The organism is Pseudomonas sp. GW822-FHT02E03 (assembly GCF_058802325.1).
The window spans coordinates 48,458-73,007 of the sequence record NZ_JBXAOA010000015.1 but is presented as its reverse complement, the minus strand read 5'-3'; the positions used below and the strand labels follow the sequence as shown (position 1 = coordinate 73,007).

General features: G+C 60.2%; 26 protein-coding genes. 18 read left to right on the top strand and 8 right to left on the bottom strand.

Going from position 1 to position 24,550, the window contains the following annotated elements:
* From AC1RQB_RS13810 to fabI, 4 genes are read left to right on the top strand one after another with little or no spacing between them, the layout of a single operon-like run.
* The gene (locus AC1RQB_RS13810) at positions 1-1,074 is read left to right on the top strand and encodes a microcin C ABC transporter permease YejB (RefSeq protein WP_063343478.1); all 1,074 of its coding nucleotides are present in this window, start codon (positions 1-3) and stop codon (positions 1,072-1,074) included.
* 1 nt (position 1,075) lies between these two features.
* On the top strand, positions 1,076-2,095 hold the full coding sequence (locus AC1RQB_RS13805; protein WP_008074378.1) for an ABC transporter permease: 1,020 nt from the start codon (positions 1,076-1,078) through the stop codon (positions 2,093-2,095).
* Between the two features lies 1 nt (position 2,096).
* On the top strand, positions 2,097-3,707 hold the full coding sequence (locus AC1RQB_RS13800; protein ID WP_008074366.1) for an ABC transporter ATP-binding protein: 1,611 nt from the start codon (positions 2,097-2,099) through the stop codon (positions 3,705-3,707).
* A 21-nt stretch (positions 3,708-3,728) separates the two neighbouring features.
* The gene (fabI, locus tag AC1RQB_RS13795; RefSeq protein WP_090282903.1) at positions 3,729-4,523 is read left to right on the top strand and encodes an enoyl-ACP reductase FabI; all 795 of its coding nucleotides are present in this window, start codon (positions 3,729-3,731) and stop codon (positions 4,521-4,523) included.
* 180 nt (positions 4,524-4,703) lie between these two features.
* Here the strand turns inward: fabI and AC1RQB_RS13790 are convergent, their stop codons facing one another.
* Positions 4,704-5,570, bottom strand: coding sequence for a LysR family transcriptional regulator (locus AC1RQB_RS13790; protein WP_063343476.1), 867 nt, complete (start codon positions 5,568-5,570; stop codon positions 4,704-4,706).
* Positions 5,571-5,682: 112 nt separating this feature from the next.
* Between AC1RQB_RS13790 and AC1RQB_RS13785 the strand changes: the two genes are divergently transcribed.
* Positions 5,683-6,108, top strand: a complete 426-nt coding sequence (locus AC1RQB_RS13785) for a VOC family protein (protein ID WP_063343475.1) — start codon at positions 5,683-5,685, stop codon at positions 6,106-6,108.
* 35 nt (positions 6,109-6,143) lie between these two features.
* On the opposite strand, the gene AC1RQB_RS13780 is transcribed toward AC1RQB_RS13785, so the two are convergent.
* From AC1RQB_RS13780 to AC1RQB_RS13765, 4 genes are all read right to left on the bottom strand, one after another.
* Positions 6,144-6,752 (bottom strand): GGDEF domain-containing protein, encoded by a 609-nt coding sequence (locus AC1RQB_RS13780; RefSeq protein WP_063343474.1) that lies wholly within the window; start codon positions 6,750-6,752, stop codon positions 6,144-6,146.
* Between the two features lie 73 nt (positions 6,753-6,825).
* Positions 6,826-7,404 carry a hypothetical protein gene (locus AC1RQB_RS13775; protein WP_063343473.1) on the bottom strand — a complete coding sequence of 193 codons (579 nt, stop codon included), beginning with the start codon at positions 7,402-7,404 and terminating at the stop codon, positions 6,826-6,828.
* A gap of 1 nt (position 7,405) precedes the next feature.
* Positions 7,406-9,574: a xanthine dehydrogenase family protein molybdopterin-binding subunit gene (locus AC1RQB_RS13770; protein ID WP_063343472.1), complete on the bottom strand. Its 2,169-nt coding sequence runs from the start codon at positions 9,572-9,574 to the stop codon at positions 7,406-7,408.
* Positions 9,575-9,598: 24 nt separating this feature from the next.
* Positions 9,599-10,054, bottom strand: coding sequence for a (2Fe-2S)-binding protein (locus AC1RQB_RS13765; protein WP_008014528.1), 456 nt, complete (start codon positions 10,052-10,054; stop codon positions 9,599-9,601).
* A gap of 501 nt (positions 10,055-10,555) precedes the next feature.
* On the opposite strand from AC1RQB_RS13765, the gene AC1RQB_RS13760 reads away from it, so the two are divergent.
* The 5 genes from AC1RQB_RS13760 to AC1RQB_RS13740 all read left to right on the top strand — a co-directional run bounded on the left by AC1RQB_RS13760 (position 10,556) and on the right by AC1RQB_RS13740 (position 16,170).
* Complete coding sequence (locus AC1RQB_RS13760) at positions 10,556-11,080, top strand: sigma-70 family RNA polymerase sigma factor (RefSeq protein WP_007906918.1); 525 nt, start codon at positions 10,556-10,558, stop codon at positions 11,078-11,080.
* Between the two features lie 4 nt (positions 11,081-11,084).
* Positions 11,085-12,071, top strand: coding sequence for a FecR domain-containing protein (locus AC1RQB_RS13755; protein WP_063343471.1), 987 nt, complete (start codon positions 11,085-11,087; stop codon positions 12,069-12,071).
* Positions 12,072-12,177: 106 nt separating this feature from the next.
* Positions 12,178-14,667, top strand: coding sequence for a TonB-dependent siderophore receptor (locus AC1RQB_RS13750; protein ID WP_063343470.1), 2,490 nt, complete (start codon positions 12,178-12,180; stop codon positions 14,665-14,667).
* Between the two features lie 131 nt (positions 14,668-14,798).
* Positions 14,799-15,302 (top strand): VOC family protein, encoded by a 504-nt coding sequence (locus AC1RQB_RS13745; protein WP_063343469.1) that lies wholly within the window; start codon positions 14,799-14,801, stop codon positions 15,300-15,302.
* 34 nt (positions 15,303-15,336) lie between these two features.
* Positions 15,337-16,170 carry an AraC family transcriptional regulator gene (locus tag AC1RQB_RS13740; RefSeq protein WP_063343468.1) on the top strand — a complete coding sequence of 278 codons (834 nt, stop codon included), beginning with the start codon at positions 15,337-15,339 and terminating at the stop codon, positions 16,168-16,170.
* 144 nt (positions 16,171-16,314) lie between these two features.
* Here AC1RQB_RS13740 and AC1RQB_RS13735 read toward each other — a convergent pair whose 3' ends face one another.
* Positions 16,315-16,902, bottom strand: a complete 588-nt coding sequence (locus tag AC1RQB_RS13735; RefSeq protein ID WP_063343467.1) for a LysE family translocator — start codon at positions 16,900-16,902, stop codon at positions 16,315-16,317.
* A 242-nt stretch (positions 16,903-17,144) separates the two neighbouring features.
* Here AC1RQB_RS13735 and AC1RQB_RS13730 point away from each other — a divergent pair, with 242 nt between their 5' ends.
* From AC1RQB_RS13730 to AC1RQB_RS13720, 3 genes are all read left to right on the top strand, one after another.
* The gene (locus AC1RQB_RS13730; RefSeq protein WP_008074349.1) at positions 17,145-17,357 is read left to right on the top strand and encodes a DUF1059 domain-containing protein; all 213 of its coding nucleotides are present in this window, start codon (positions 17,145-17,147) and stop codon (positions 17,355-17,357) included.
* A 283-nt stretch (positions 17,358-17,640) separates the two neighbouring features.
* Complete coding sequence (locus AC1RQB_RS13725) at positions 17,641-17,931, top strand: hypothetical protein (RefSeq protein ID WP_063343466.1); 291 nt, start codon at positions 17,641-17,643, stop codon at positions 17,929-17,931.
* Positions 17,932-18,225: 294 nt separating this feature from the next.
* Entirely contained in the window at positions 18,226-18,846 is a 621-nt protein-coding gene (locus AC1RQB_RS13720) for a LysE family translocator (RefSeq protein WP_207267323.1), read from the top strand.
* A gap of 3 nt (positions 18,847-18,849) precedes the next feature.
* Here the strand turns inward: AC1RQB_RS13720 and AC1RQB_RS13715 are convergent, their stop codons facing one another.
* Complete coding sequence (locus tag AC1RQB_RS13715; protein WP_063343464.1) at positions 18,850-19,263, bottom strand: VOC family protein; 414 nt, start codon at positions 19,261-19,263, stop codon at positions 18,850-18,852.
* A 126-nt stretch (positions 19,264-19,389) separates the two neighbouring features.
* Between AC1RQB_RS13715 and AC1RQB_RS13710 the strand changes: the two genes are divergently transcribed.
* The 4 genes from AC1RQB_RS13710 to AC1RQB_RS13695 all read left to right on the top strand — a co-directional run bounded on the left by AC1RQB_RS13710 (position 19,390) and on the right by AC1RQB_RS13695 (position 22,707).
* A complete protein-coding gene (locus AC1RQB_RS13710; RefSeq protein ID WP_207267325.1) occupies positions 19,390-20,472 on the top strand; it encodes a bifunctional transcriptional activator/DNA repair enzyme AdaA in 1,083 nt (360 codons plus the stop codon).
* A 45-nt stretch (positions 20,473-20,517) separates the two neighbouring features.
* Positions 20,518-21,330 carry an isocitrate lyase/PEP mutase family protein gene (locus tag AC1RQB_RS13705; RefSeq protein ID WP_492571487.1) on the top strand — a complete coding sequence of 271 codons (813 nt, stop codon included), beginning with the start codon at positions 20,518-20,520 and terminating at the stop codon, positions 21,328-21,330.
* Between the two features lie 75 nt (positions 21,331-21,405).
* A complete protein-coding gene (locus AC1RQB_RS13700; protein WP_063343462.1) occupies positions 21,406-22,023 on the top strand; it encodes a DNA-3-methyladenine glycosylase family protein in 618 nt (205 codons plus the stop codon).
* A gap of 195 nt (positions 22,024-22,218) precedes the next feature.
* Positions 22,219-22,707: a GFA family protein gene (locus tag AC1RQB_RS13695; protein ID WP_008067850.1), complete on the top strand. Its 489-nt coding sequence runs from the start codon at positions 22,219-22,221 to the stop codon at positions 22,705-22,707.
* 107 nt (positions 22,708-22,814) lie between these two features.
* Here AC1RQB_RS13695 and AC1RQB_RS13690 read toward each other — a convergent pair whose 3' ends face one another.
* Complete coding sequence (locus AC1RQB_RS13690) at positions 22,815-23,423, bottom strand: MiaE family protein (protein WP_007906324.1); 609 nt, start codon at positions 23,421-23,423, stop codon at positions 22,815-22,817.
* A gap of 161 nt (positions 23,424-23,584) precedes the next feature.
* On the opposite strand from AC1RQB_RS13690, the gene AC1RQB_RS13685 reads away from it, so the two are divergent.
* Positions 23,585-24,448, top strand: a complete 864-nt coding sequence (locus AC1RQB_RS13685) for a universal stress protein (protein WP_063343461.1) — start codon at positions 23,585-23,587, stop codon at positions 24,446-24,448.
* Positions 24,449-24,550 lie beyond the last annotated feature (102 nt).

Sequence of the window (24,550 nt, the reverse complement as noted above, 5' to 3'; positions counted from 1 at the left end):
ATGCTGGCGTATATTTTTCGGCGACTGCTGCTGATCATCCCGACCCTGCTCGGCATTTTGCTGATCAACTTCGTGATCATCCAGGCCGCCCCCGGTGGGCCGGTGGAACAGATGATCGCCAAGCTCGAAGGCTTCGAAGGCGCCACCAGCCGCATCGCCGGCGGCGGTGCCGAGGTGTCGGTGGCCGGCTCGGCCTATCGTGGGGCGCAAGGCCTGGACCCGGCGCTGGTCAAGGAAATCGAGCACATGTACGGCTTCGATAAATCGGCGCCGGAACGTTTGTGGATCATGATCAAGAACTACGCCACCCTGGATTTCGGCGACAGCTTCTTCCGCGACGCCAAGGTCATCGACCTGATCAAGGAAAAGTTGCCGGTGTCGATCTCCCTCGGGTTGTGGAGCACGCTGATCATGTACCTGGTGTCGATTCCGCTGGGGATCGCCAAGGCGACGCGACACGGCAGCCACTTCGACGTCTGGACCAGTTCGGCGATCATCGTCGGTTACGCGATCCCGGCGTTCCTGTTCGCCATCCTGTTGATTGTGGTGTTCGCCGGCGGCAGCTATTTCGACTGGTTCCCGCTACGGGGCCTGACCTCGAACAACTTCGATGAGCTGAGCACTGGCGGCAAGATCCTCGATTACTTCTGGCACCTGGCGCTGCCGGTGACCGCATTGGTGATCGGCAACTTCGCAACCATGACGCTGCTGACCAAAAACAGCTTCCTAGATGAAATCAACAAGCAATACGTGGTCACCGCCAAGGCCAAGGGCCTGACACGCCATCGCGTGCTCTACGGCCATGTGTTTCGCAACGCCATGCTGCTGGTGATCGCCGGTTTTCCTTCGGCGTTCATCGGGATCTTTTTCACCGGATCGTTGCTGGTGGAAGTGATTTTCTCCCTCGACGGCCTCGGCTTGATGAGTTTTGAGGCAGCGATCAACCGCGATTACCCGGTGGTTTTCGGCACGCTGTTTATCTTCACCCTGCTGGGGCTGGTGGTGAAATTGATCGGTGACCTCACTTACACCTTTGTCGATCCGCGCATCGACTTCGAAAGCCGGGAGCATTGAGATGAACCTGTCCCCTCTCAATCGCCGACGTTTCGAACTGTTCAAGGCCAACAAGCGTGGCTGGTGGTCGTTGTGGCTGTTCCTGATTCTGTTCGGCGCAAGCCTGGGTGCCGAACTGATCGCCAACGACAAACCGCTGGTGGTGCACTACGACAACGCCTGGTACTTCCCGGCCCTCAAGCGCTACCCGGAAACCGCGTTCGGCGGCGAATTCCCGCTGGAAGCCAACTACAAGAGCCCGTACATTCGCGAGCTACTCAAGGCCAAGGACGCCTGGGTCTTGTGGGCGCCGATCCCCTACAGCTACCAGAGCATCAACTACGACCTGAAAGTCCCGGCCCCCGCGCCGCCTTCGGCCGATAACCTGCTGGGCACCGACGATCAGGGCCGCGATGTGCTGGCCCGGGTGATTTACGGCTTCCGGATTTCGGTGCTGTTCGCTTTGACGCTGACCATTCTCAGCTCGATCATCGGCGTGATCGCCGGGGCCTTGCAGGGTTTTTATGGCGGCTGGGTCGATCTGGCCGGGCAGCGTTTTCTGGAGATCTGGTCCGGGTTGCCGGTGCTGTACCTGCTGATCATTCTGGCCAGTTTCGTGCAACCGAACTTCTGGTGGCTGCTGGGGATCATGCTGTTGTTCTCGTGGATGAGCCTGGTGGATGTGGTGCGCGCCGAGTTCCTGCGCGGGCGGAACCTGGAATACGTGCGCGCGGCCCGGGCGCTGGGCATGCAGAATGGCGCGATCATGTTCCGCCACATCCTGCCCAACGCCATGGTCTCGACCATGACCTTCATGCCGTTCATCCTGACCGGCGCCATCGGCACGCTGACCGCCCTGGACTTCCTCGGCTTCGGCCTGCCGCCGGGCGCGCCGTCTCTGGGTGAACTGGTGGCCCAGGGCAAATCCAATCTGCAAGCGCCGTGGCTGGGTATGAGTGCGTTTGCGGTGCTGGCGTTGATGTTGAGTCTGCTGGTGTTCATCGGCGAGTCCGCTCGCGATGCCTTCGACCCGAGGAAGTGAAATGAATCAGGACAATCTGATCGAAGTGCGCGACCTGGCCGTCGAATTTGTCGTCGGTGAACGCGTGCAGCGGGTGGTCGAGGGCGTCAGCTTCGACATCAAGCGCGGCGAAACCCTGGCGCTGGTGGGCGAAAGCGGCTCCGGCAAATCGGTGACCGCCCACTCGATCCTGCGGCTGCTGCCCTACCCGCTGGCCCGGCACCCGTCCGGCACCATCACTTATTCCGACCGGAACCTGCTGGACCTGAAAGAGAAAACCATCCGCCACATCCGCGGCAACCGGATTGCGATGATCTTTCAAGAGCCGATGACCTCGCTCAATCCGCTGCATTCGATCGAAAAACAGATCAACGAAATCCTGGGCATCCACAAAGGCCTGACCGGTAAAGTCGCGACCAAGCGCACGCTGGAACTGCTGGAAATGGTCGGCATCCCCGAACCGCAGAAGCGTCTCAAGGCCCTGCCCCACGAATTGTCCGGCGGCCAGCGCCAGCGGGTGATGATCGCGATGGCCCTGGCCAATGAGCCGGAATTGCTGATCGCCGACGAACCGACCACGGCGCTGGACGTGACCGTTCAACTGAAAATTCTCGAACTGCTCAAGGAATTACAGGCCCGTCTGGGCATGGCGTTGTTACTGATCAGTCACGATTTGAACCTTGTACGAAGAATTGCGCATCGGGTATGTGTCATGCAGCGTGGTTGCATCGTCGAACAGGCATCGTGCGAAGAATTGTTCCGCGCGCCGCAGCATCCGTACACGCGGGAACTGCTGGCAGCGGAGCCCAGCGGCAAACCGGCGACCAATGTGATTGGCCCGCCGTTGCTTGCGGTCGAGGACTTGAAAGTCTGGTTCCCGATCAAGAAAGGCTTGCTGAAAAAGACCGTGGACCATATCAAAGCGGTCGACGGCATCAATTTCAGCCTGCCTCAGGGCCAGACCCTGGGGATTGTGGGAGAAAGCGGTTCTGGCAAGTCGACGCTCGGCCTGGCGATTTTGCGGCTGATCGGTAGCAAAGGCGTCATCCGTTTTGAAGGCAAGCAGCTAGACTGCCTGACGCAGCAACAGATTCGACCGCTGCGCCGGGAAATGCAGGTGGTGTTCCAGGACCCCTTCGGCAGCCTGAGCCCACGGATGTGTGTGAGCCAGATCGTCGGCGAAGGCCTGCGGATCCATAAGATGGGCACCGAGGCAGAACAGGAACAAGCGATTATTGCGGCACTCAAGGAGGTAGGTCTGGACCCGGAAACCCGGCACCGCTACCCCCATGAATTTTCCGGTGGGCAACGGCAAAGAATCGCCATTGCCCGGGCATTAGTGCTAAAACCGGCGTTGATTCTGCTGGACGAGCCGACTTCGGCCCTCGACCGCACCGTGCAACGCCAAGTGGTGGAGCTGCTACGTTCACTGCAAACCAAGTACAACCTGACGTATTTGTTTATCAGCCATGACCTGGCTGTCGTCAAAGCGCTGAGCCACCAGCTGATGGTGGTCAAGCATGGCCAAGTGGTCGAACAGGGAGACGCGCAAAGTATCTTTGCCGCCCCCCAACATCCGTATACACAGCAGTTGCTGGAAGCCGCTTTTCTGGCACCAGCCACTGCGCAATAAACCTGAAAAGAGGAGCAACACATGGGTTTTCTCGCCGGTAAGCGCGTACTGATCGTCGGTGTCGCCAGCAAGCTGTCCATCGCATCCGGCATCGCTGCCGCCATGCATCGCGAGGGCGCTGAGCTTGCCTTCACTTATCAGAACGACAAACTCAAGGGTCGTGTCGAAGAATTCGCACAAGGCTGGGGCTCGAGCCCTGAGCTGTGCTTCCCGTGCGACGTGGCCAGCGATGAAGAAATCGCCAAGGTCTTCGAAGAGTTGAGCAAGAAGTGGGACGGCCTGGATTGCATCGTGCACTCCGTCGGCTTCGCCCCGGGCGACCAACTGGACGGCGACTTCACCGAAGCCACCACCCGTGAAGGTTTCCGCATCGCTCACGACATCAGCGCCTACAGCTTCGTGGCCCTGGCCAAGGCTGGTCGCGAAATGATGAAAGGCCGCAATGGCAGCCTGCTGACCCTGTCGTACCTGGGCGCCGAGCGCACCATGCCGAACTACAACGTAATGGGCATGGCCAAGGCTTCTCTGGAAGCTGGCGTGCGTTACCTGGCCGGCTCCCTGGGCCCGGATGGCACCCGCGTGAACTGCGTATCGGCTGGCCCGATCCGCACCCTCGCCGCTTCCGGCATCAAGAACTTCCGCAAAATGCTGGCCGCCAACGAAGCGCAAACTCCGCTGCGTCGTAACGTCACCATCGACGAAGTCGGCAACGCCGGCGCCTTCCTGTGCTCGGACCTGGCCTCCGGCATCAGCGGCGAAATCATGTACGTAGACGGCGGCTTCAACACCACCGCCATGGGCAACATCGAAGAGTGATCTTCGGTTAGCCATTAAAAAACCCGCCTCTTCAGGCGGGTTTTTTTATGGCTTCAATTCCAGGATTGACGCGGTCAAATGTGGGAGCGGGCTTGCTCGCGAAAGCGGTGTGCCAGTCGACACTCTCTGTATGCCGTACACCGCCTTCGCGAGCAAGCCCGCTCCCACAGGGGTTAGCGTTTAGTCATCGATCTGTGTCAAACACCGCGCAAACAATTGCTGGATCGGTTGTGTTCGCTGGCTGTAACGCTGCAGCAACACGATCTCCCGATAGAACGTCAGTTCGCCCAATTCGATCACCCTCACCCTGGCGCCGTGTTCAAGCCAGAGCCCTGCCTTGGGCAGCAATGAAACGCCCAATCCGCACTCAACCATTTTCACGATGGCTTCCAGCTCATCCAGTTCCAGCGCGACCTGCACGTCGATCCGCTGCTCGCGCAGAAACCGCGTCACCAAACGCCCACCGAACGAATTGCGGTCGTAACGCACGTGCGGATGCGCGGCGAGCAATTGCAGCGGATCATCCCCCTCAAACGCTGCCGGAACGACCAGCACGAACGGCTCCTTGCGAATCACCTGTGCCGACAACTCCTTGGGCAAGTCGAACGGCGGCTTGATCAGGATGGCCAGATCCACTTCGCCGGTATCCACCTGACTCAACAGATTCAGCGACACACCGGGCACCAGCTTCGGCTCCAGCAGCGGTGCCTGTTGACGCAATCGTAACAGCGCCTGGGGCAACAGCCCGGTCTGGGCCGTGGCTACCGCACCAATCTTCAACGCGCCGCGATACTCGCTGACATCATCGCTGACGGCCATGCGGCTGAAAGTTTCCAGCATTTCCCTGGCCATCGGCAACGCGCGCTGCCCCGCCGCATTGAGAATCGCCTGACGTCCGGTGCGATCGAACAAGCGGATGCCCAGCACCTGTTCCAGATTGCGAATCTGCGCACTGACCGCCGACTGCGTGAGGCCGATGTGCATGCCCGCCGCGGCGAAGGTGCCATAGCGCGTCACGGCGATGAAAGTTTTCAGTTCTCGCAGCATAGACTTCTCAACTGATCGAAATAATTTGAGCTCGCTGCAAAAACTATCGTCTTTTAATCAAAAAGCACAGGACTAGACTGAGCTTCAACTTTCGACCGTTGAGGCAAACCCCATGCAACTCTCCCCTTTTCACCTGGCCATCCCGGTTTATGACCTGAGCGCCGCTCGCAGCTTTTACGGCACGGTATTCGGTCTGGAAGAAGGTCGCTCCAGCGACCATTGGGTCGATTTCAGTTTCTTCGGCCATCAACTGGTCATTCACCTGGCGCCGAAAAACGCCTCTCAGGAAGCGGCCCACACCAATGCCGTGGATGGACATAACGTACCGGTTCCGCACTTTGGCGTAGTGCTGGGAATGGAGGAATGGGAAAACCTGGCCGAGCGTTTGAAGTCTCTGGGCACCCGTTTTGTGATCGAGCCGGGTATCCGCTTCCAGGGGCTGGTGGGCGAACAGGCCACGATGTTTCTCTTCGACCCCTGCGGCAACGCCTTGGAGTTCAAGGCGTTCAAGAACATCGACCAGTTGTTCGCCAAATGATCCGGGCACGTTGCAGCGGACTCTCAAGACGCCATTCAACAATGACGGGCGTCGCGCAGCACCTTATCAACCAAGGCCAACAAGCCTTCCGCTGTCTGGTGTAGCCGAGGATCAAACTCGATCTGGCCGATACTGAAGCGAATGTCATAGCCACGATGCACCGTGGCATTGCGTTCATCGAGTATTTCTTCGAGGCGCGCTCTGATCGCGGCGATTTCCACGGTATCGGCGCCGGTCAACAAGGCAGCAAATTCATCGCTGCCCAGCCGGCCGATCACATCGCTCTCGCGAAAGGCGATGCGTAGCACATCGGCGAAGGTTTTCAGGGCATCGTCGCCCTCGGCACGACCGTACAGCTGATTGATGTGCTTGAAGTGATCAAGGTCGAAAAACAATAGCGTCGCGGGTATGCCCAACTCCTGGCAGGCCTCCAGCCCTAACTGAGCCAAAGCCTCGAAGCCATGTCGATTGGAGAGCAGCGTCAATTCATCCATGCTCGCCATCTGCACGCCCATCAACTCTTGCTCGGCCTTGCGCGCCAGGTCCCGCAATACATCGCGATCCTGCACTGCGCTGTCGAGAACGTTCGGCGCACGCAAGTCTGCGCCAGCGCCGGGTTTGATCGGTTTGCCTGGGGTTAACATCACTCGCTCCTTGATGGATATGAACGTTAGAGTCGTTCACACCCGGTATGACTCCCTATAAACGCGCCGCTGGTCAGCTACCTGCCAGCGGACACGGCCCTCCAGCGTCGGCCCAGAGTTTGAACTGGGTGACGAAAATATCGTGGGGCACCGGCACCGGCGCCCGTCCCTCACCCGGACGCCAGCCCCAAAGCACCAGCTTGTCCTCGCTAACATGCTTGATCAGTGCCGCAAAATCACGGTCGCCATTGCTGGAACGGTCCTTGATCATCGCGCACAACTTGTCGGGTGGCAGGCCGATCCAGGCCATTTTGTGCGCGGCCGGCGGCAGGCTCCAATGCGGCGCTCCGGGTGGAGCGTTGGGGCCATAACTGGCCGGCGGATTGCGTTCGGCATGACAGGTAGCACATGGCAAACCGGCCGAACCCTTGCCATCCATGCCGCGAACCACGTTCATTGCGTGAGGCATGCCCGCGTCGAACTGCAACGGCGAATCGCCGGGGATATGACAGTTCTGGCAACGCGGGCTCTGGAACACCTTCTGCACCGTGTCGAACGCCTTCACCGCCGCTTTATCGTCAGCGAACAGGTCCGAGGCATAGCCACTCAGCCCGATCAACACCACCGCACCAAGAACCAGATGTCGTCTCATCTCACACCCCCGACAGTTGCAGCGGCAGTTCCCGCAGGCGCTGCCCGGTCAGGGCAAACACCGCGTTCGCCACGGCCGGCGCCACCGGAGGCACACCCACTTCGCCAATACCGCCCGGTTTGTCGCTGCTAGGGACGATATGCACCTCGACCACCGGCATCTCGTTCAGGCGCAGGACCTGATAGTCGTGATAATTGGACTGCTCCACCTGACCGTCCTTGAACGTCAGTTTGCTGTGCAAGGTAAAACTGAGACCAAAGGTGATGCCTGACTCCATTTGCGCGGCGATGCTCTGCGGATTGACCGCAATGCCGCAGTCCACCGCGCACACCACCCGGTGTACGCGAATCGCCAGGTTGTCCTGCGACACCTCGGCCACCTGAGCGACATAGCTGCCGAACGATTCATGCACCGCCACGCCCAATGCGTGGCCGTCCGGTAACGGTGCTTTCCAGTTGGCTTTCTCCACCGCCAGATTCAGCACGCCCAAATGCCGTGGATGCGCCTTGAGCAGGGCTCGTCGGTACTCCACCGGATCCTTGCCGGCCGCGTCTGCCAGTTCATCGATCAACGACTCCATGACAAATGCCGTATGGGTGTGCCCCACCGACCGCAGCCACAGCACGCTGATGCCGGTTTGCGGTGAATGCAGTTCGACCTGGTGGTTGGCCAGGCCCTCAAGGTAAGGGCTGTCGGCCACGCCTTCGACGGAGGTTTTGTCGATGCCATCCTTGACCATGGTCGCCGCGAACGACGTGCCCGTCAGAATCGACTGCCCGACCAGCACATGCTTCCAGGCCATTGGCATGCCGTCGGCACCCAGCCCGATGCGCGCCTGATGCAGGAACGCCGAGCGGTAGTAACCGCCGCGAATGTCATCCTCTCGGGCCCAGACGGTTTTCACCGGCCCGCCCGCCGCTTTGGCGACGTACACGGCTTCGCTGACAAAATCCGAGGTCGGGTTGGCCCGACGCCCGAAGCCGCCGCCGAGGAATTGGGTGTGGATCTCGACCTGTTCGGGTTTGAGCCCGGTGATCTTCCCCGCGATCATCTGATCCAGCGTCTGAAACTGCGTGCCGGTCCAGATTTCGCATTTGTCCTTGGAAATTTTCACCGTGCAATTGAGCGGCTCCATCGGCGCGTGGGCCAGGTACGGCACACTGTATTCAGCCTCAATCGTCTTCGCCGCTTTGCCTAGCGTCGCTGTCGCATCCCCGGCCTGACTGGCGGAAGTGCCGGGGGTGGCGGCGAGTTTACGGAAGCTTTCCAGCAGTTTCTGACTGTCGAGCCCGGCGTTCGGCCCCAGGTCCCATTCAACCTTCAGCGCATCGCGCCCCAGCTTCGCCGCCCAATAATGATCGGCAATCACCGCGACACCCGTGGGTACCTGCACCACTTTGTGCACGCCCGGCACCGCCAGCGCCTCGGCGCCTTCGAAGGATTTGACGCTGCCGCCGAACACCGGCGGGCGAGCGACCATCGCCGTCATGAGTCCGTCGAATTGCACGTCCATGCCGAACTTCGCCTGCCCGGTGATTTTCTCCGGGGTGTCGAGGCGCTTGGTGGGTTTGCCGATGATCTTCCAGTCTTTGGCCTCCTTGAACTTGATCGAAGCCGGATCCGGCACCGGTAACTTGCCGGCGTCATCCGCCAATTCGCCGTAAGTGGCGCGCTTGTCGCCGGCCATGACCACACCCGATTCGGTGCGGATCTGCGAAGGCGCGACGTCGAATCGCTTGGCCGCCGCCTCAATCAGCATCAAGCGCGCCGCCGCTCCAGCCTGGCGATAGCGGTCGAACTCCATCCAGGTCGACGTTGAACCGCCGGTGATCTGTATCCCGCCAAACGCCGGCAAGCCGTAATCGGCCGCCGAAGCCGGTGCATGTTCGACACGAATTTTCGACCAGTCGGCGTCCAGCTCCTCGGCGATCAACATGGTCAGGCCGGTCCAGATGCCCTGGCCCATTTCCGAATGGCCGAGCAGCACGGTGATGCTGTTGTCGTTGCCAATGCGTAAAAAGGCATTGGGGGCGAAGACGTTTCCTTGATTCTCGGCGCCGTGGGCAAAGCGATTGGCACCCGGGATGACAAACGCCACCACCAGACCGCCGCCCAACACTGCGCTGCCCTTGAGAAAACCGCGACGCGAGACAGGGTTGATTCTGTTCATGGGTCAGCTCCCTTCGACGTGGTATCAACCGATCTCGGCGGCACGCTTGATCGCGGCGCGGATTCTTGGGTAGGTGCCGCAGCGGCAGATGTTGCCGGACAACGCCTGGTCGATATCGCTGTCGGTGGGCTTGGGGATCTTCGCCAGCAGCGCGGCCGCCGACATGATCTGCCCCGACTGGCAATAACCGCACTGAACCACGTCGAGTTCGGCCCAGGCTTGCTGGACCGGGTGCGAGCCATCAGCGGACAAGCCTTCGATGGTGAGAATTTTCTGCCCGTGGGCCACCGCCGTGGCAGGCGTGATGCAAGAGCGCAGCGGCGCGCCGTCGACGTGTACGGTGCAAGCGCCACACTGGGCCATGCCGCAACCGAATTTGGTGCCCGTCAGGTGCGCGACATCGCGCAGCACCCAGAGCAACGGCATGTCCGCCGGGACATCCAGTTCCTGGTCCTTGCCATTGATATTAAGGGTCAGCATTGCGGGTTTCCTCAGACTCACGGTGTTCTGAAGGGGCGCCTCTGCCTCGACGCCATCATTTTTTTTGTAGGAGCGAGGCTTGCCCGCGAAGGCGTCTTTGCTGTCACACCGCGTTATCGTTCTTCGCGAGCAAGCTTCGCTCCTACAAGGTCGGCGGGTTACGCGCGCCTTGGGTTATCCCTACAGCTAAGCGCAATTTGACCCGCAAGCCATGTTCATCGACCACCGGTCGCTGCCGCCACGCCGTAGCAGCTGCCGAGCCTGCGAGGCTGCGTTCGGCGGCGCAGCCGTCGTAAACCCTACATGCACGGTATTCCTGACGCACCGCGACATCTGATTCACGACTGCTTCGCAGCCGAACGTAGCCTCGCAGGCTCGGCAGCTGCTACGGCCACCTAAAAGCAAACCAATATCATTTGCGAGACTTCCGGCCATTTGCTTTAATCGCGACCAATTCTTATTTGCACCCGCGACGCCGGTCGCCATGGACGTGTGCTCCCAATGACAATCGCCGACTTTTCTTCGGTTCAAAACCTCTATACCTGCCACCACCAATGGCTGTACGAGTTGTTGCGTCGACGCCTCAGCAATGCGATGGATGCCGCGGATCTCGCTCATGACACCTTCATGCGAGTACTCAAGCGGCCACAGGCGTTTGACTGCGACGTTCGAGAGCGCTCCTACCTGGCGACCATTGCTCGCGGTTTGTGCATTGATCACTGGCGTCGTCGGCAGTTGGAACACGCCTGGCTGCAGACCCTCGCCGCACGCCCTCCCGCCTTGCAACCGTCACCGGAACAACGGGCGATCATTGTCGAGACCCTGCACGAAGTGGACGCCCTGCTACAGCGCTTGCCCAAACGAGTCAGCGATGCATTTATCCTGGCTCAGTTGCACGGCATGCCCTATCGACTCATCGCCAGCGAGATCGGCGTGAGCGAGCGCATGGTCAAGAAGTATCTGGCCCAGGCAATGATGCACTGCGCGATCCTCGAGGCTGAACTCGATGGGTTGCTGATTGAATAACCCCATGCCCGCCGTCCCCTTGAAAAAACTCAGCCATGCCAGCCTCGAGCAAGCGGCTCAGTGGTATGTGCAACTCCACGACCCACAAGTAGCCGACCATGAACGCCTGCGCTGGCAGGATTGGCTGGCTCAAAGTGCTGACCATCAGGACGCCTGGCGCTACATCGAACGGGTCGGGCAACGCTTCACCCCGCTGCAACACGACAGCGAACAACAGGCTGTAAGCCAGGTCCTGCGCAGCACCGGGCGCTCGCCAATCAGTCGCCGCCAGACCCTCAAGAGCCTGTTGATCCTCACCGCTGGCAGCCTGACGGGATGGGCCGCCTGGCGCGGCACGCCGCTGCCGGAAACGCTCGGGCGGTTCACTGCCGACCTCGCGACCGGCACCGGGGAAACCCGCGAAACCGTGCTCAACGATGGCAGCCGGATCTGGCTGAATGCACTCAGTGCACTGAATATCCGCTTCGCTGCCACGCAACGTTTGCTGCAGTTGCAGTGCGGCGAAGTGTTGATCGATACCGCCAAGGACCCCGACCGACCGTTTTTGGTGGAAACCGCCCAAGGGCAACTGCGGGCGCTGGGTACCCGCTTCAGTGTTCGCCAGGAGGATCGACAGACGTTGCTGAACGTCTATGAAGGCGCGGTTGAAGTTCGCACCCGCCAAGGCGCGGTACAGGTTGTCGAGGCTGGTCGGCAACTCGCGTTCAGCGACAGCGCAATGGCGCTGAGCACCGCCGCCAGCCCCTCACGGGAAGCTTGGCGCCATGGCCTGCTGCTGGCAGACAACCTGCCACTGGGCCAGTTGATCGACGAATTGAATCGCTACCGTCCGGGGCATTTGCACTGCGATCCGGAAGTCGCCGAGCTGCCGGTCATGGGCTCGTTCCCGCTCAAGGACACCGATCAGGCATTGCGCCTGCTGGAAGCGGCATTGCCGATCCGGGTGCAAAAAACCTTCGCCTGGTGGGTCAGCGTCGGCCCGAAAGTCTGAGTGGAAAAAACTCTTTTTCGGCAACGGGTTCCCTTTTGCCTTTCTCGTTCGGTTAACCCCTCAGAAGCACCTCACATTGCCGATCGAACTGATTCCAGGGAACGCCATGTCACGCAACGCCTTCACCCGCACTCGTTTTGCCCTGCGCCCCTTGGCGCTGGCTCTCCCGGCTGCATTTCTGAGCTTTTCGGCACCGTTCGCTCAAGCAGACACCACCGGCGCCAGTGAACAGTCCAGCCCCCGGACACGCCATTACGCGATAGCGGCGGGACCGTTGGCCAGCGTACTCAATCGCTTCGCCGAGCAGAGCGGAGTCTTCCTCGCCGGTCACAACGACCTCGCGGCCGGCAAGCGCAGCCCCGGCCTCGATGGCGACTACACCGACTCGCAAGCGTTGCAGCGACTGTTGCAAGGCAGCGGCCTGCAAGCCAACCCCCAGGGCAACGGCGGCTATGTGTTGCAAGCAGTACCTGCCTCGCAAGGTGCGCTGGAACTGGACGCCACGAACATTTCCGGTCAGGGGCTGGGCGCCACCACTGAAGACACTCATTCCTACACCACCGGTTCGACGTCTTCGGCTACAGGCCTGCCGCTGTCCCTGCGCGAAACACCGCAGTCGGTGACCGTCATCACCCGTCAGCAAATGGACGACCAGGGTTCCACCAGCATCGCCGACACCCTGCGCCGCGCCCCCGGCATCAGCGTGCAGAACTACGACAGTGAACGCTGGGAATTTTCCAGCCGTGGCCTGCCAATCACCAATTTCCAGTACGACGGCGTCAACACCGACTACGACGGTGTCTACGATTACGGCACCACCAGCACCGACATGGCGACCTTCGACCGCGTGGAAATCATCAAAGGCGCAACGGGCCTGATGACCGGTTCGGGCGATCCCTCGGCTACCGTCAACCTGATCCGCAAGCGGCCGACCAAGGAATTCAAGGCATCGATTGCCGGCACGGTCGGCTCCTGGGACAACTATCGCAGCGAAGGCGACATTTCCGGCCCGCTGACCGAAAGCGGCAACGTGCGCGGGCGGTTCGTCGGGGTCTATCAGGATCGCAGCGCCTACATGGATCACTACCAGAACACCAAGGACATCGCCTACGGCATCCTCGAAGTGGACCTGACCCCGGACACCCTGCTGACCTTCGGCATGGACCAGCAAAATACCCGCTCGCGCGGCGCCAGCTGGACCGGTTTCCCGATGTACTCCAGCGACGGCTCGCGCACCAACTTCTCTCGTTCCTTCAACCCGGCCACCGACTGGAGCCGTCGCGACTTCACCAACCAGACGATTTTCGCCTCCGTGGAACAACGACTGGCCAACGACTGGACGCTGAAAGTCAGCTACGACCGCAAACACCGCCAGCACGACACCCTGCTCGGCTCGGCCAGCGGTGGTAATCCGGACCCGGTCACCGGTAACGGCATGTTCATGTACATGGGCAAGTTCAAGGGCGATCAGGTTCAGGACAACATCGACATCAACCTCACCGGCCCTTTCAGCCTGTTCGGTCGCGAGCATGATTTGATCGCCGGTTTCATGTCGATGAACGCCCGCCAGGACATTCCAGTGCACGGTTCGGTCTATCCGGCCCTGGACGGCAGTATCTTCGACTGGCGCGGCGAGTTCCCCAAACCGGACATCCCGCGCGTCGGCGATAACGACATCGTCCAGCGCCAGACCGGCGCCTACCTGGCCACCCGGCTCAAGCCCACCGATGATCTGTCGGTGATCCTCGGCGGCCGGGTCAGCGACTTCAAGGGCAGCGACCACCTCGACTACAGCGATCCGAACACGCCCGACGTGCGCGACGGTTATCGCCAGACTGGCGTAGTCACCCCTTACGCCGGGCTGATCTACGACCTCAACGATACTTACTCGCTGTACACCAGTTACACCAGCATCTATCAGCCGCAAATGAGCAAGGACGCCGCGCGCCAACTGCTCGACCCGGTGGAAGGCGACAGCTACGAAGCCGGCATCAAGGCCGAATACTTCGGTGGGCGCCTCAATGCCAGTTTCGCGGTGTTCCGCATTGAACAGGACAACATCGCCCAGTATGTCAGCGGCTTCGAAACCGAGTCGGTGTACACGGCCGTTCAGGGCGCGACCACCAAAGGCTTCGAGTTCGAACTGGCCGGTGAAGTGATGGAAGGCTGGAACCTGTCGGCCGGTTACACCTACAACCATACCCGCGATGCCAAAGGCGATTACGTCTACGGCTCGGTGCTGCAAACCACCGCCCCGGAACAAGTGGTGCGCGTGTTCAGCACCTATCGACTGCCCGGCGCATGGGAAAACCTGACCGTCGGCGGCGGTGTGAACTGGCAAAGTGAGTTTTTCGGCAACGTGTTCCAGCCCAACCCCGCCGACACCGTCAACTTCGGCCAGTACTCACGCATCACCCAGGACAGCTACTACCTGGTGGACCTGATGGCACGCTATCGCTTCAACGATCACCTGAGCGCGACCGTCAACGTCAAGAACCTGTTCGACAAGACCTATTACACGGGGCTCGGCAATTTCGGCACCGGTTTCTACGGCGAACCACGCAGCTTGCAACTGACGACCAAATGGGATTTCTGAGCCCTGCTTCAACGGCTGCCGAAGGATCGGCAGCCGTTTTCTTGCGAGTTGTCGATCTACGGCACAACCGGGCAACCACAGGCTGACTACGCTGATAATCCAGAGTGATTAACCCGCAGAGGAGCACCGCCATGCACCGCGTTCAAAAACTCACGCCTTGCCTGTGGTTCGACGATCAGGCCGAGGAAGCTGCGAAGTTTTACTGCGCGATCTTCGATCATTCAAAAATTGCCGGCATCACCCATTACGGCAAGGCCGGTCAGGAAATCCATGGCCGGCCGGAAGGTTCGGTGATGACCGTCAGTTTCGAGCTCGATGGGCAGAGCTTCACAGGCCTTAACGGTGGCCCGGTGTTCAAGTTCAATGAGGCGATCTCATTCCAGGTCAATTGCCACACTCAGGAAGAAGTCGACCACTTCTGGGGCCGCCTGTCTGCGGGCGGTCCCGTTGAAGCCCAGCAATGCGGCTGGCTCAAGGACAAATTCGGCGTGTCGTGGCAGATCGTGCCGGTCGCTCTGATGGACATGATGAAAGACCCCGACACAGCCAAATCCCAGCGCGCCATGGCGGCAATGCTGCAAATGAAAAAACTCGACGTCGCCGCGCTGCAACGAGCCTTTGACGGCGAGAACTAATACACTCCAAAGCAGAACCGCCGAGGACACCGAGATGAAGCACACCGTCGCCAAAGATGCAGACAAAGCCCCGCGCTTCTGGCGCGACGACGCCCTGCCCTTCATCGAGGCCCGTTCCATCGCCGACGGTCGCGAGGTCTGCTACAGCCGCCATTCTCACGCGCATTTTTCCATCGGGGCGATCACCGCCGGGCGCAGCACCTATATACACGAGCAATCGGAATTTCAGGTCAGTGCCGGCACCGTGGTGTTGATGAACCCCGGCGATGTGCATGCCTGCAATCCGATCGACGACCAGCCGTGGTCGTACCTGATGCTGTACGTCGAGACGCCCTGGCTGACCGATTTGCAGCATCAGCTCGGCTTCAGCCAGGACTCGGCGTTTCGCCGGTTCTCCATCACCCACAATCGTGACATCGAGCTGTTCGCCGGGCTGAAGAATCTGTACGAGGTATTGGTCGATCCGCAGCAAGATGTGTTGTACAAGCACAGCGCGGCGGTGGAGTTTTTCACCGAGGTGCAACAGCGGCTCAACCCCGTCGATCAACCGCTGCGCGAACCCAATTTCAAGCTGGAACGGGCTGCCGACTATATCCGCGACAACTGCACGCATATGCTCAAACTCGAGGATATTTGCGAGGCGGCTCAACTGTCGCCGTCGTACCTGATCCGCTCGTTCAAGCAGCATTACGGCATGACGCCCCATGCGTTCCTGGTCAACCGGCGCATCCAGTTCGCCCGGGATCGACTGCGCAGCGGCAAGTTGATCGCCGATGTGGCGTTGGAAGCGGGGTTTGCCGACCAGGCGCATTTTCAACGAGCGTTCAAACAGCATCTGGCGGCGACACCGGGGCAGTATCGCGGCTAAGTCAAGCGACTCAAAACCCTGTGGGAGCGGGCTTGCCCGCGAAGGCGTCAGGTCAGTCGACATCAATGTTGAATGACACACCGCTTTCGCGGGCAAGCCCGCTCCCACAGGGAAAACATTGGCAATAAGAGTTGTGCCGGGAACCTACGGCAACAGCAAATACCCCGCACTCACCGCCAGCAACAACGCCATGACCCGATTGAACAGGCGCATCCCCGCCGGATTGCTCAGGTAGCCGCGCAAAAACGTGCCGGCATACGCCCAGCACCCCACCGACAAGTAGCAGATCACCAGATACACCGCCGCAAACTGCCACACCAGCCGCGCTTCGCCATCGGCGACAAACGCGCCCATCCCCGCCACGCAGGCCAGCCAGGCTTTCGGATTGAGCCATTGCATCACCGCGCCATACAGCATCGATGGCGCCCGCCCCGACTCTTTGGCATCGAGTTGACCGTTATCAGTGGCCAATTTGAAAGCCATGAACAACAGAAACGCCACCCCCGCCCATTGCACCACCCGCGTCAGCGCCGGCCAACGCTGCAACACCTCATGCAATCCCAACCCCATCAGCACCAACAGCAGAACAAACCCCAGGGTCGCCCCGGCCACATGCCGCTGACTGGCGCGAAAGCCGAACTGCGCTCCGGAGCTCAACGCCACAATGTTCACCGGTCCCGGTGTAATCGAAGCTGCCAGCGCAAACGCGGCCATGGAAAGAATCAGACTCATTGCATACCTTCTTCAATTCAGTTGAACCAGGCTCCAAGGTAATGAGCAGCCTGAACGCCGTATTGAAGAAAACGCCCCTCTGCGTCATTGCAAGCCTGCCGCGATGCGCCTTGTGGCGAGCCTATACTCTAAGAGTTGGCACACTCGAAGCGACCTGCAATCGTGTTTGATCTACGGGGTATCGCGTTGAGTGATCATTCACGCAGGCCACGGCCTGCCTTCGTCGTAGGGAGGAAAAGATCATGGCGCGCAAATACATCGACTGCCGCGAGTTTCCAAGCGATTCCAAATGTTCGGTCGCGCTGTCCGCAGACTCTGAAAACGAACTGCTCGAGGCCGCCGCACAGCATGCGGTCAGCGTTCACAAGCACACCGACTCACCGGAACTGCGTGCGCAACTGAAGACGATGTTTCACGACGGTACTCCGCCTGTTGAAGCACCGCGTCCCGCGTAGGAGCTGCCGAAGGCTGCGATCTTTTGATCTTGATCTTCATCAGGACCGCCGGGAACATAAATAGGGACAGACCACGACTTAAGGCATATGCCGAGCAATCGTGGTCTGCCCCCAGTTTTTCTGTCACGTCAACAGGCCGAAAAGTGGCCGATGGTCGTTGCATTTCGCCCGTCCCCAGCGTTTGGCTAAGCTGAATAAACCGGGACGAACTGAAACCTTGGTAATGGCGACCATCAACGGATCTGGATTGGCATCAAGACGGTAACTCCCAAAGGAGACGACCATGTATGCGGTTATAAGAACCTACCTGGGTGCTGGAGCAAAGCAGCTTTTCGAGCTTTTGGAAGAGCGCAAGGCTGACGTCGAAGCTACCCTGCGGACAGTGCCTGGCCTGGTAAGCTACACACTGCTGAATACGGGTGATGGCGGTACGGCGGTGACTGTTTGCACGGACAAGACCGGCAGCGATGCGAGCTTGAAAGTCGCACGCGACTGGATTCAGAAAAATGCCTCGAATATTCACGCAAACCCGCCGATCGTGACGGAAGGTCCGGTGATTGTGCAGATCAAATAGCGCGTCTTTCCGGTTGATCGCATTAAAAGGGACCAGCATTCAATGCCAGCCAGTTAAGGCGCAGAACCTGTGGGAGCGGGCTTGCTCGCGAAGGCGTCAGGTCAGTCGACATAAATGTTGAATGACACACCGCTTTCGCGAGCAAGCCCGCTCCCACATGGATTGCGCTAACCGACTGGCATTAGCGCTAACCAAGCCGGCACAAGTGTACGGCGATTTGCGTACACCGCTGTATGGGCCGGGCCACTCGTCACTCATGATAAAAATACGGCTCTCGTTACTGGAGCCGTCGTCATGGACCTCGCCACCCTCACCCTGTTTCTCCCGGCCTGCTTCGCCTTGAACATGGCTCCCGGCCCGAACAATCTACTGTCGGTCAGCAACGCTACCCGTTATGGCTATCGTCGCGCCTGTGTGGCCGGCGTCGGTCGCTTATTGGCGTTTGCCGGGATGATCGCCCTGGCCGCCGCCGGGTTGTCGGTGGTGCTGAAAACCTCGGAATGGCTGTTCTACGCGATCAAAATCATCGGCGCGGCTTACCTGTTATACCTGGCCTGGCAACTGTGGCGCGCCAATCCCGAGGCCGAGCAGCTTGTGACCGGCGCGCCAATTGGCATTGTCGCTCTGGCGCGGCAGGAGTTTCTGGTGGCAGCGGGCAATCCCAAGGCTATTTTGCTGTTCACTGCATTCCTGCCGCAATTCGTCGACCCGACTCGACCGATTGCCGCGCAATTCGTCGTGCTCGGCGCGTTGTTCCTGCTGCTGGAATGGATCGCCATCAGCGCCTACGCCTACATGGGCCTGCACATGCGCCGCTGGTTCGCCGAGCCACGGGGCAAGCGGATTTTCAACCGTTGCTGCGCGGGGTTGTTGTCGGCAGCGGCTTCGGTGTTGTTGATGGCGAAACGGGCCTGAACTTTACCCTTGGGACGGCCCTTTCAGTTCGACCTGATTGCCGTCCGGATCGAAGCAATAGATCGACAGCCCGTGGCCTTCGGCGCCGAAACGCACGGCGGCTTTCTCGGGTGTCAGGCCGAAGGACTGCAAGTGACTGACCAGCGCTTCCTCGTCGAACGGTTCAATGCGCAGGCAGAAGTGATCGACGTTGCGCTGTTCTCGGCCAGGGGCAGCACCACCCTTGCGGCCGAGTTCGCCCTGGATGTCGACGAGGTCGATCATCGAGGTGCCCGCACGCAGATGCACCAGGCCCAGATCGTCACGGCGCTTGACCAGTTCGGCGCCGAGTACCTCGCCGTAAAAAGTGATACTTCGATCGAGATTTTCGACGCGCAGGACGATGTGATCGATGTGTTTGATTGTGAACGCTTGCATGGGGTGGATTCCTGTAAATATCGTTTACAGCATGACCGGTGACCCGATGACTGTAGCGCAGGGCCACAAAAATTCACTGTCGATTTTCCGGTGGAGGCGCCGGGCGACGCGACATATGCTCAGCCCATGAACCTACAAAACGCTGTGCTTCCGCCCCACGCCGAGATGGTTCGCGCCATGCTCGAACGCGACACCGCCTACGAGGGGGTGTTCTTTACCGCGGTCAAAACCACTGGCATTTTCTGCCGCCCCGGCTGTACGGCGCGCAAACCGAAGCCGGAAAACGTCGAGTTTTTCGCCCATGCCGATGAGGCAATGTCGGCGGGCTATCGGGCCTGTCTGCGTTGCAAGCCACTGGACGCCGCGGCCATTGCGCCGGACTGGGTGCAGCGACTGCTCAAATCCGTGGACGCCGACCCCGACCTGCGCTGGACCGATGCCCAGTTGCTCGCCGAGGGCATCGAACCGTTGAAGTTGCGCCGCTGGTTCAAGCAGCATTTCGGCATGACCTTTCACGCCTGGCTGCGCAGTCGGCGCCTGGGCATCGCCCTGGGTGGCATCAAACAGGGCGAATCCATCGACAACGCGGCGTTCGACTCCGGCTACGAATCCCTGAGCGGCTTTCGCGATGCGTTTCAAAAGTCGTTCCACATCACGCCCGGCCGCGCCGCCCACAGCGAGCCACTGCTGTTCACTCGCCTGACCACGCCGCTGGGGCCGATGATCGCCATGGCCGAACAGCGTGGGCTGGTGCTTTTGGAGTTTCTCGATCGACCGGCACTGACCAAGGAAATCGAAGAACTGCAGAACCGTTATGGCTACGCCGTAGCACCCGGACACAACGGGCATTTGCAGCAGACTGAACAAGAACTGGCGCAATACTTCGCTGGCAAACGGACCGAATTCAACGTGCCACTGCACCTGCCTGGCAGCGCGTTCGCCCGGCAAGTGTGGGCCGAACTGATGAAAATCCCCTATGGCCAGACCACTACTTATGGCGCCATCGCCGCGCAACTGGGCAAGCCCGGTGCCAGTCGCGCCGTGGGCCTGGCCAACGGACAAAACCGCTTGGCGATTATCCTGCCCTGTCACCGGGTGATCGGTGCAGACGGCTCGTTGACCGGCTATGGTGGAGGACAACCGCGCAAGGCGTTTCTGCTCAGGCTGGAAAGCGCCGCGGTGCAAATCACCGAACAACTCGCGTTCTGATCACTCCGCCATTTCTTTTCAGAAAGTCAGAAGGAAGGACATTCGATGGACACACTCGACAACCAATTCCACCAACTGCATCAGAGCGGCCTGCTGATTCTGACCAACGTCGCCGATGCCACCGGGGCGCGATTGGTGGAACAGCTGGGCAGCAAGGCCGTCGCCACCAGCAGCGCGGCAGTGGCTTGGGTTCATGGTTACCCGGATGGCAATACCTTGCCGCTTGAACGTCTCGTTTCCACCGTTGAATCCATCGCCCGAGTCATCACGGTGCCGTTGACCGTGGACATTGAGGCCGGTTATTCCGATGACCTGGGGCGGGTCGCGGAAGTGATCGACGCCGTCATCGCTGCCGGGGCCGTGGGGATCAATATCGAGGACGGTGCTTCGCCGCCCGACCTGCTGGCCCGCAAGATCGAAATCGCTCGCCAGGTCGCCGATCGCCGGGACGTGAAGCTGTTTATCAACGCTCGCACCGACGTGTACCTCAAGGGCTTGGTGCCGGCCGAAGATCGCGTCGCAGAAACACTCAAACGGGCCGCGTTGTATCAGGCCGCCGGTGCCGATGGGTTGTTTGCGGCGGGCGTCACGGCGGCGTATGAGATTGATGCGCTGTGCCGTGGCACGACGCTGCCGGTGAACGTGCTGGGTTTCGCGGGCCTGCCTTCGCCTGAAGAACTGCAAACCCTCGGCGTGCGCCGTTTGAGCTCTGGCTCGAGCATCGCCGAATTCCTCTACGGCGCCATGGCGTCGGTGGCCAAAAGCTTTCTGGAAACCGGAAAGCTCGATAGCAGCGACCTCAAGGCCTTCACTTATGGCCAAGTGAACGCCCTGCTGGCCCCCGCCGGCAAAGTTTGACCGCAAGCAATGGAGTGCGGCGCTGCGGGGTGAGGGCTAATCTCCCCCGCAGTCACCCGCGCTTCAGGAAGCTCCATGCCCGACACCTATCGACTGGCCAGCGAATTTCTCTCGGCCCTCGACGCCGACTGGCAACGCCACATCAGCGCCATCGGCCCCTGCCTGCATCAGCCCCATGCGGCCCGCGATCCTTACGAGTCGCTGGTACGGGCGATTGCCTATCAGCAACTGCATGCAAAGGCCGGCGATGCGATTGTCGGCCGGCTGCTGGCGTTGTTTCCTTCAAGCACCTTCCCAAGGCCTGAGCAGATTCTGGCGACAGACTTCGAACAGATGCGCGGTTGCGGGTTTTCCGCCAGCAAGATCGCGACCATTCAGGGCATCGCCCAGGCGGCTCTGGACGGCGTGGTGCCGGATTACGCCACCGCCCTGGCCATGGACGATGAAGCGTTGATCGAGCGCTTGATTACCTTGCGCGGGGTGGGTCGCTGGACGGTGGAAATGCTGCTGATCTACAGCCTGGAGCGGCCGGACATTTTACCGGCCGATGACTTTGGCGTGCGTGAGGGTTATCGGCGGCTCAAGGGGCTGGAAGTACAGCCGACTCGTAAGCAGATGATTGAAATCGGAATGGCCTGGAGTCCATATCGGACGGCGGCGGCTTGGTATTTGTGGCGGGTGCCCGGCCGGTAGACCGCGTTATCGTTCTTCGCGAGCAAGCCCGCTCCCACATTAGATCTTCAGTGAACGCAGTTTTTGTGTGCGAAAACGATCAAGTGTGGGAGCGGGCTTGCTCGCGAATAGGCCCGCACATCCAGCATAAATTCAAGTCCAGGAACACGGACAGTCTAGGCTGTCCTGAGTCATCCCACCCCCATTGGAGGCCCCATGCAGCTCGAAGGCTCCTGCCATTGCGGCGCGGTGTCGTTCAGCCTGACCAGCGCCCACCCCTACCCTTATCAACGCTGCTATTGCTCGATCTGTCGCAAGACCCAGGGCGGTGGCGGTTATGCGATCAACATCGCTGGCGATGCCGTCAGCCTGAAGGTGCGCGGTCGCAAGCACATCTCGATTTACCATGCGCGGCTCAAGGAAAAAGGTGACAAACGTGCCCACCGCAGCACCGCCGAGCGGCATTTCTGTTCCGTTTGCGGCTCAGGACTATGGCTGTTCAGCCCTGAATGGCCAGAGTTGATTCACCCATTTGCCTCAGCCATCGATACCCCGTTGCCGGTACCACCGGAACACACGCATCTGATGCTCGGCTCCAAAGCACCGTGGGTAGAGGTCGAGGCGCATCCGGGCGACCAGCAGTTCGACGTCTATCCAGAAGAATCCATCGCCCAGTGGCATGAGCGCCTGGGATTGAGCCGTTAGGTCACTTTACAGTCTTTGACAGTTTCCCGACGCAATTGCAGGAGCACGGCTTGCCGGCGAAAGCGTCCTTGAGATCGCCTTCGCGGGCAAGCCTCGCTCCTACAAGGTTATGCGGCGGCGGGCACTCCACTGTGAAAGCGAAACTCCACATCCGGCGACTCGATCAGCGCCTGCTCGGCGTCACGAACCTTGTCGATCACCTGGGCAATGTCCTTGGCGTCACCGTACTGATAGGCCAGTTTCAGGTAACCCTGGAAATGCCGGGCCTCGCTTTTCAGCAGACCGAAGTAGAACTTGCCCAGTTCTTCATCAAGATGCGGCACCAACGCCTCGAAGCGCTCGCAGCTACGGGCTTCGATGAAGGCGCCGACCACCAGCGTGTCCACCAGCTTCACCGGTTCGTGGCTGCGCACCACTTTGCGCAGCCCCGAGGCGTAACGCCCGGCGGACAGCTGACGCAGCTCGATCTTGCGCTTTTTCATCAGGCGCATGACCTGTTCGTGGTGTACCAGCTCTTCCCGGGCCAGACGCGACATCAGGTTGATCAGATCGACGTGGGAGTGATATTTGGCAATCAGGCTCAACGCCGTGCTGGCCGCCTTGAATTCGCAGTTTTTGTGGTCGATCAGCAGGGTTTCCTGATCGGCCAGCGCGGCCTGGACCCAGCCATCGGGCGTGCGGCAGCCAAGGAATTCGTGAATTTCGGGAAGGATCATGGGGCTCACGGATAAAAGGTACAGAACGAAGGGCGCCGATTATACCGGCCTGCCGACAGACCACCAGACGCCAACCGTTGATATGCATCAAGTCGCCGAATGGCGGCCAGCAACTATAGTTGTCCAACGCAGTGTTTTTTATCCTCACGGAGATCCCGATCATGCAAGCCATTCGCAGCATCCTGGTGGTCATCGAACCCGAACACTCGGAAAGCCTGGCGCTTAAACGGGCCAAATTGATCGCTGGCGTGACCCAGGCCCATCTGCACCTGCTGGTCTGCGATAAAAAGCACGATCACGCCGGCATGCTTGGCGTGCTCAAGGCTGCGCTGGTGGTGGACGGCTACAGCGTCACCACCGAACAAGCCTGGAACGACAGCCTGCACGAAACCATCGTCGATGTGCAGCAAGCCGAAGGCTGCGGGCTGGTGGTCAAGCAGCATTTCGCTGACAGCCCGCTGAAAAAAGCCCTGCTGACCCCGGCGGACTGGAAACTGCTGCGCTACTGCCCTACCCCGGTGCTGCTGGTGAAAACCTCGAAACCCTGGACCGGCGGCGTCATCCTGGCGGCCATCGATGTCGGCAACATCGACGGCGAACACCGTACCTTGCACGCCAGCATCATCGATCATGGCTACGACATCGCCAGCCTGGCCAAGGCCCATTTACACGTGATCAGCGCTCACCCATCGCCGATGCTCTCGGCGGCCGACCCGACGTTTCAGCTCAAGGAAACCATCGAGGCCAGTTACCGCGAGCAGTGCAAGGCGTTCCAGGCCGAGTTCGATATCGATGACGACCATCTGCATATCGAGGAAGGCCCGGCGGATGTGTTGATTCCGTACATGGCCCATAAGCTGGGGGCATCGGTGACGGTGATCGGCACCGTGGCGCGGACCGGGTTGTCCGGGGCGTTGATTGGTAATACGGCGGAAGTGGTGCTGGATGCGCTGGAAAGCGATGTGCTGGTGCTCAAGCCGGATACGATCATGGATCATCTTGAAGAGATCGTGACCCAGCATTGAGATTTTCGGCGTCAAGTAGATCGCCTTCGCGGGCAAGCCTCGCTCCCACAGGTTTTGTGTTGATCACGCCCTTTGTGTACGACACAAAACCTGTGGGAGCGG

Bases quoted from the DNA above. Each gene is read 5' to 3' on its own strand.
- AC1RQB_RS13730 (WP_008074349.1), top strand. From the start codon at position 17,145: ATGGCGCGCAAATACATCGACTGCCGCGAGTTTCCAAGCGATTCCAAA.
- AC1RQB_RS13710 (WP_207267325.1), top strand. From the start codon at position 19,390: ATGAACCTACAAAACGCTGTGCTTCCGCCCCACGCCGAGATGGTTCGC.
- AC1RQB_RS13790 (WP_063343476.1), bottom strand. From the start codon at position 5,570: ATGCTGCGAGAACTGAAAACTTTCATCGCCGTGACGCGCTATGGCACC.
- AC1RQB_RS13755 (WP_063343471.1), top strand. From the start codon at position 11,085: ATGCCCGCCGTCCCCTTGAAAAAACTCAGCCATGCCAGCCTCGAGCAA.
- AC1RQB_RS13695 (WP_008067850.1), top strand. From the start codon at position 22,219: ATGCAGCTCGAAGGCTCCTGCCATTGCGGCGCGGTGTCGTTCAGCCTG.
- AC1RQB_RS13810 (WP_063343478.1), top strand. From the start codon at position 1: ATGCTGGCGTATATTTTTCGGCGACTGCTGCTGATCATCCCGACCCTG.
- fabI (WP_090282903.1), top strand. From the start codon at position 3,729: ATGGGTTTTCTCGCCGGTAAGCGCGTACTGATCGTCGGTGTCGCCAGC.
- AC1RQB_RS13700 (WP_063343462.1), top strand. From the start codon at position 21,406: ATGCCCGACACCTATCGACTGGCCAGCGAATTTCTCTCGGCCCTCGAC.
- AC1RQB_RS13750 (WP_063343470.1), top strand. From the start codon at position 12,178: ATGTCACGCAACGCCTTCACCCGCACTCGTTTTGCCCTGCGCCCCTTG.
- AC1RQB_RS13745 (WP_063343469.1), top strand. From the start codon at position 14,799: ATGCACCGCGTTCAAAAACTCACGCCTTGCCTGTGGTTCGACGATCAG.
- AC1RQB_RS13725 (WP_063343466.1), top strand. From the start codon at position 17,641: ATGTATGCGGTTATAAGAACCTACCTGGGTGCTGGAGCAAAGCAGCTT.
- AC1RQB_RS13690 (WP_007906324.1), bottom strand. From the start codon at position 23,423: ATGATCCTTCCCGAAATTCACGAATTCCTTGGCTGCCGCACGCCCGAT.
- AC1RQB_RS13735 (WP_063343467.1), bottom strand. From the start codon at position 16,902: ATGAGTCTGATTCTTTCCATGGCCGCGTTTGCGCTGGCAGCTTCGATT.
- AC1RQB_RS13760 (WP_007906918.1), top strand. From the start codon at position 10,556: ATGACAATCGCCGACTTTTCTTCGGTTCAAAACCTCTATACCTGCCAC.
- AC1RQB_RS13705 (WP_492571487.1), top strand. From the start codon at position 20,518: ATGGACACACTCGACAACCAATTCCACCAACTGCATCAGAGCGGCCTG.
- AC1RQB_RS13780 (WP_063343474.1), bottom strand. From the start codon at position 6,752: ATGTTAACCCCAGGCAAACCGATCAAACCCGGCGCTGGCGCAGACTTG.
- AC1RQB_RS13685 (WP_063343461.1), top strand. From the start codon at position 23,585: ATGCAAGCCATTCGCAGCATCCTGGTGGTCATCGAACCCGAACACTCG.
- AC1RQB_RS13765 (WP_008014528.1), bottom strand. From the start codon at position 10,054: ATGCTGACCCTTAATATCAATGGCAAGGACCAGGAACTGGATGTCCCG.
- AC1RQB_RS13720 (WP_207267323.1), top strand. From the start codon at position 18,226: ATGGACCTCGCCACCCTCACCCTGTTTCTCCCGGCCTGCTTCGCCTTG.
- AC1RQB_RS13770 (WP_063343472.1), bottom strand. From the start codon at position 9,574: ATGAACAGAATCAACCCTGTCTCGCGTCGCGGTTTTCTCAAGGGCAGC.
- AC1RQB_RS13740 (WP_063343468.1), top strand. From the start codon at position 15,337: ATGAAGCACACCGTCGCCAAAGATGCAGACAAAGCCCCGCGCTTCTGG.
- AC1RQB_RS13805 (WP_008074378.1), top strand. From the start codon at position 1,076: ATGAACCTGTCCCCTCTCAATCGCCGACGTTTCGAACTGTTCAAGGCC.
- AC1RQB_RS13800 (WP_008074366.1), top strand. From the start codon at position 2,097: ATGAATCAGGACAATCTGATCGAAGTGCGCGACCTGGCCGTCGAATTT.
- AC1RQB_RS13775 (WP_063343473.1), bottom strand. From the start codon at position 7,404: ATGAGACGACATCTGGTTCTTGGTGCGGTGGTGTTGATCGGGCTGAGT.
- AC1RQB_RS13785 (WP_063343475.1), top strand. From the start codon at position 5,683: ATGCAACTCTCCCCTTTTCACCTGGCCATCCCGGTTTATGACCTGAGC.
- AC1RQB_RS13715 (WP_063343464.1), bottom strand. From the start codon at position 19,263: ATGCAAGCGTTCACAATCAAACACATCGATCACATCGTCCTGCGCGTC.